This is a genomic window from Rhizobacter sp. P2_H2 (assembly GCF_056403375.1).
In genome coordinates this window covers 1-4,743 of the sequence record NZ_JBFUFP010000385.1, presented here as the reverse complement: position 1 = coordinate 4,743, position 4,743 = coordinate 1, and the positions used below count along the sequence as shown (strand labels likewise).

Below are 4,743 nucleotides of genomic sequence, written 5' to 3'. Positions count from 1 at the left end.
GTGCAGCACCACGTCGATGCGCTTGCCGTGGCCGGCCAGCGCCTCGTCGGCCGCGTTGTCGATGACCTCCTGGATGATGTGCAGCGGGTTGTCGGTGCGGGTGTACATGCCCGGCCGCTGCTTCACGGGCTCGAGGCCCTTCAGGACRCGGATCGATGACTCGCCGTAGGAATTGCTGGGTTTGGTCGCCATGGGGCGGGATTCTAGAAGCCCGTCAAGTTACAACTCGTAGTCCACCGTGGCGCATGCGACACAGCGCGGTCGCCGCAGCAAGTTACCCTTGCGCGCGTTTTTCGCTCCAAACCCACTTCCAATGCGCCTTGCCTCCGCCTCCCTGATCGCCCTGCTGGGCGCCATCGCGCCGATCGCCCAGGCCGCCGACCTGAACACGCTGCAGTCGCTGTCGCAGTCCGAATTCCGCCTGCTGTCGGAAGACCTGGGCGCGATCGTGTCGTTCAAGCCGCTGATCCCGTCCGAGCCGCTCGGGCTGACCGGCTTCGACATCGGCATCGGCGTCTCGGGCACCGCGATCGAGAACCGCGGCATCTGGCAGAAGGCGGCCGGCGGCACGAGCGTACCGTCGACGATTCCCGTGCCGTCGCTGCGCGCCCACAAGGGACTGCCGTTCGACATCGACCTGGGCGTGTCGGTCTCGCGCGTGCCGACGGCCGGCATYACCATCACCGGCGGCGAGCTGCGCTGGGCGCCGCTGGCCGGCAACGCGGTGCTGCCGGCGATCGCGCTGCGCGCCAGCGCATCGTCGATCTCGGGCGTCGACCAGTTGAAGCTGCGCACCTACGGCTTCGACGTCTCGGTGTCCAAGGGCTTCCTGTTCGCGACGCCCTACGCCGGCCTCGGCACCGTCAACGTCAGCAGCAAGCCCGAGGCATCGTCGCTGAAGGGCAAGGAAGATTTCAACCTCGCGAAGGCATTCGCCGGCGTGAACATCAACTTCGGCCTGGCCAACCTGGCCTTCGAGGCCGACAAGACGGGCAAGGCGACCAGCTACAGCGCGAAGTACGGCTTCAGGTTCTGAGTCGCAGGGCAATCCGTTACATTCGCCCGATGTCCCGGACTGCCACCGCCCCCGCCCCGCTCTCGATGAAACAGGTGCTGCTGTGCGGCGCCATGATCGTCACGCTGTCGATGGGCATCCGCCACGGCTTCGGCCTGTGGCTGCAGCCGATCACGATGGACCGCGGCTGGACGCGCGAGACCTTCGCCTTCGCGCTCGCGGTGCAGAACCTCGCCTGGGGCGTCGCCGGCCCGTTCGCCGGCGCGCTGGCCGACCGCTTCGGCGCCTTCAAGGTGCTGATCGTCGGCAGCCTGCTCTACGCCGGCGGGCTGGTGCTGATGGCCGTCTCCACCTCGGGCCTCGCCTTCACCGGCAGCGCCGGCCTGCTGCTCGGCATGGCGCAGTCGGGCACCACCTACGCGGTGGTCTACGGCGTGATCGGCCGCAACGTCGCGCCCGAGAAACGCAGCTGGGCGATGGGCGTGGCCGCCGCGGCCGGCTCGTTCGGCCAGTTCCTGATGGTGCCCACCGAGAACTGGCTGATCGGCCACCTCGGCTGGCAGCAGGCCCTGTTCGTGCTGGGCTGCATCGCGCTCGCCATCATCCCGCTGGCCGCCGGCCTGAAGGAGCCGAAGTTCATCGTCAACCCGCTGCAGCAGAGCCTCGGCGCCGCGCTGCGCGAGGCCTTCGCCTACCCGAGCTTCCTGCTGCTGATGGCCGGCTACTTCGTCTGCGGCTTCCAGGTGGTGTTCATCGGCGTGCACATGCCCAGCTACCTGAAGGACCACGGCCTGTCGCAGGACGTCGCCACCGGCGCGCTCGCGCTGATCGGCCTGTTCAACGTGATCGGCACCTACACCGCCGGCGCGCTCGGCCAGCGCCTGCCCAAGCGCTACATCCTGTCGACGATCTATGCGCTGCGCTCGGTGGCGATCGTCATCTTCCTGAGCGTGCCGCTGTCGCCGACCAGCGTCTACGTGTTCGCCTCGGTGATGGGCGTGCTGTGGCTGTCGACCGTGCCGCCGACCAACGCGATCGTCGCGCAGGTCTTCGGCGTGCGCTACCTGTCGATGCTGGGCGGCTTCGTGTTCCTGAGCCACCAGGTCGGCTCCTTCCTCGGCGTCTGGCTGGGCGGCAAGCTGTACGACAGCACCGGCAGCTACGACGTGGTGTGGTGGATCGCGGTCGGGCTGGGCGTGTTCGCCGCGCTCGTCAACCTGCCGGTGCGCGAATCAGCGATCGTGCGGGCAGCCCCGCAACCGGCGTGAGCGGGCACGACATGAAAAAGGGCCTGGCCCGCGTGGCGATCTGGCTGGCGGTGGGTGCCGCACTGCTGCTCGTGTTCGCGGCCTACCTGAACCCCGAGATGGCCTTCACGCTCGCCAACCAGCTGTGGAACTGCTTCTGACATGTACGTCGTCGTGATCACCGGCGCCTCCGACGGCATCGGCGCCGAGATGGCCCGGCAGTGGGCCGCGCGCGGCAAGGCCAACATCGCGCTGGTGCTGGCGGCGCGCAACGTCGACAGGCTGGAGGCCGTTGCCGCCGAGTGCCGCACGCACGGCGCGCAGGCGCTGGTGCAGCGTTGCGACGTGAGCGTGCAGGCCGATTGCACCGCGCTCGTCGACGCGACGATGAACACCTTCGGTCGGCTCGACACGCTGGTCAACAACGCCGGCATGTCGGCCCAGGCGCTGCTGCGCGACGTGGCCGACCTCGGCTGGTACGAAGACCTGATGCGCGTGAACCTGTGGGGCAGCGTCTGGTGCACCCATGCGGCGCTGCCGCACCTGAAGACGAGCTACGGCCGCATCGTCGCGGTGTCCAGCCTGGCCGGGCTGGTCGGCGTGCCGGGGCGCACCGCCTACGCGGCCACCAAGTTCGCGATGACCGGCTTCTTCGAGTCGCTGCGGCCGGAGATCGGCCGCCAGGGCATCAGCGTGACGATCGCGTACCCGGGCGTCGTCGCGACGGAAATCCGCCGCCGCGGCTACGACGCGAGCGGCCAGGCCGCCGGCCGCAGCGGGCTCGACGAATCGGATGCGATGCCGGTCGAGACCTGCGCGCGGCTGATCATCGACGGCGCCGAGGCGCGCCGGCGCGATGTCGTGATGACGGCGCAGGGCAAGCTCGGCCGCTGGCTGAAGCTGGTCGCGCCGCGGCTGATCGACCGGCTGGCGCTGAAGGCGCTGAACCAGCACGCCCGGCCGCAATGAGCGCGACGCTGAGCCCGCATGGCGGCCCTGCCCCCTCSGCCTGGGTGCAGCGCTGGTCGCACCTGATCGCGCCGGGCGCGCGCGTGCTCGACGTGGCCTGCGGCAGCGGCCGCCACGTGCGCTGGTTCGCCGGCCGGGGCTGCCACGTGACCGCGCTCGACCGCGACGCGGCCGCCACCGAAGCGCTGCACCCGATCGCCGACGTGGTGCTGGCCGACATCGAGGCCGGTCCGTGGCCGCTGCCCGAGCGGCATTTCGACGCCGTCGTCGTGACCAACTACCTGTGGCGCCCGCTGCTGCCCACGCTGTGCCAGGCGCTGGCCGACGGCGGCGTGCTGATCTACGAGACCTTCGCGCACGGCCAGCAGGGCGTGGGCCGGCCGGCCAACCCGGATTTCCTGCTGCGCCCGGGCGAGCTGCTGGACGCGGCGCGCGGCCTGCGCGTGGTCGCGTTCGAGGACGGCTTCCTCGGCTCGCCGGCGCGCTTCGTGCAGCGCATCGCCGCGGTGAACGCCGGCGCCGACGCCGGCGGACCGGGTGAAATCCCGCGTTATCTGCTGGACGCCGGGCACCCCCCGCAGGGTGAGTAAAATCCGCGGATTCCGAGGATCCCGCATGAAATCCATTGTTGGCAGCATCGTCGCGCTGATCACGCCGATGCACGAGGACGGCAGCGTCGACTATGACGCGCTGCGCCGCCTGATCGACTGGCACATCGACGAAGGCACCGACTGCATCGGCGTCGTCGGCACCACCGGCGAAAGCCCCACGGTCTCGGTCGAGGAGCACTGGGAGATCATCCGCGTCGCGGTCGAGCATGCACGCGGCCGGGTGCCGATCATGGCCGGCACCGGCGCCAACTCCACCCGCGAGGCCATCGAGCACTCGCGCTACGCCCGCAAGGCCGGCGCCGACTGCACGCTGTCGGTCGTGCCGTACTACAACAAGCCGTCGCAGGAAGGCATCTACCAGCACTTCAAGGCCATCGCCGAAGCGGTCGACATCCCGATGGTGCTGTACAACGTCCCCGGCCGCACCGTCGCGGACATGCTGCCCGAGACCACGCTGCGCCTGGCGCAGATCCCCGGCATCGTCGGCATCAAGGAGGCCAGCGGCAACATCGAGCGCGCCGGCTGGCTGGTGCGCAATGCGCCGAAGGGCTTCTCGATCTATTCCGGCGACGACCCGACCGCGATCGCGTTGATGCTGCTGGGCGGCCACGGCAACGTGAGCGTCACCGCCAACGTCGCGCCGCGTGCGATGCACGAGCTGTGCAAGGCCGCGCTGGCCGGCCAGGTGCGCGAGGCGACCGACATCCACCTGAAGCTGCTGCCGCTGCACAAGAACCTGTTCGTCGAACCGAGCCCGGCGCCCACCAAATGGGCCTTGTCGCGGCTGGGCCGCTGCGGCGCCACGCTGCGCCTGCCGATCGTCGGGCTKACGGCCGCGGGCCAGGCCACGGTGGAACAAGCGATGCGCGAATCGGGTCTGCTGTGAGCAGCCGCTGCGACC

At 69.9% G+C, this 4,743-nt stretch carries 7 protein-coding genes; 6 read left to right on the top strand and 1 reads right to left on the bottom strand.

From position 1 onward, the window contains the following. A partial coding sequence (locus tag AC1D15_RS18580) for a hypothetical protein (protein ID WP_477827144.1) occupies window positions 1–192 on the bottom strand: 192 nt, incomplete at its 3' end. 121 nt (window positions 193–313) lie between these two features. On the opposite strand from AC1D15_RS18580, the gene AC1D15_RS18575 reads away from it, so the two are divergent. From AC1D15_RS18575 to dapA, 6 genes are read left to right on the top strand one after another with little or no spacing between them, the layout of a single operon-like run. Further along, window positions 314–1,036: a hypothetical protein gene (locus AC1D15_RS18575; RefSeq protein ID WP_477827143.1), complete on the top strand. Its 723-nt coding sequence runs from the start codon at window positions 314–316 to the stop codon at window positions 1,034–1,036. Between the two features lie 29 nt (window positions 1,037–1,065). Next, entirely contained in the window at window positions 1,066–2,283 is a 1,218-nt protein-coding gene (locus AC1D15_RS18570; protein ID WP_477827142.1) for an MFS transporter, read from the top strand. 11 nt (window positions 2,284–2,294) lie between these two features. After that, entirely contained in the window at window positions 2,295–2,423 is a 129-nt protein-coding gene (locus AC1D15_RS18565) for a hypothetical protein (RefSeq protein WP_477827141.1), read from the top strand. A gap of 1 nt (window position 2,424) precedes the next feature. Next, entirely contained in the window at window positions 2,425–3,231 is an 807-nt protein-coding gene (locus AC1D15_RS18560; protein WP_477827140.1) for an SDR family oxidoreductase, read from the top strand. Then, window positions 3,228–3,821 (top strand): class I SAM-dependent methyltransferase, encoded by a 594-nt coding sequence (locus AC1D15_RS18555; RefSeq protein WP_477827139.1) that lies wholly within the window; start codon window positions 3,228–3,230, stop codon window positions 3,819–3,821. The genes AC1D15_RS18560 and AC1D15_RS18555 overlap by 4 nt, the downstream gene beginning before the upstream one ends. A gap of 25 nt (window positions 3,822–3,846) precedes the next feature. After that, window positions 3,847–4,728, top strand: coding sequence for a 4-hydroxy-tetrahydrodipicolinate synthase (gene dapA, locus AC1D15_RS18550; protein ID WP_047511463.1), 882 nt, complete (start codon window positions 3,847–3,849; stop codon window positions 4,726–4,728). The last annotated feature ends 15 nt before the right edge of the window (window positions 4,729–4,743 follow it).

Bases quoted from the DNA above. Each gene is read 5' to 3' on its own strand.
- AC1D15_RS18565 (WP_477827141.1), top strand. From the start codon at position 2,295: ATGAAAAAGGGCCTGGCCCGCGTGGCGATCTGGCTGGCGGTGGGTGCC.
- AC1D15_RS18570 (WP_477827142.1), top strand. From the start codon at position 1,066: ATGTCCCGGACTGCCACCGCCCCCGCCCCGCTCTCGATGAAACAGGTG.
- AC1D15_RS18560 (WP_477827140.1), top strand. From the start codon at position 2,425: ATGTACGTCGTCGTGATCACCGGCGCCTCCGACGGCATCGGCGCCGAG.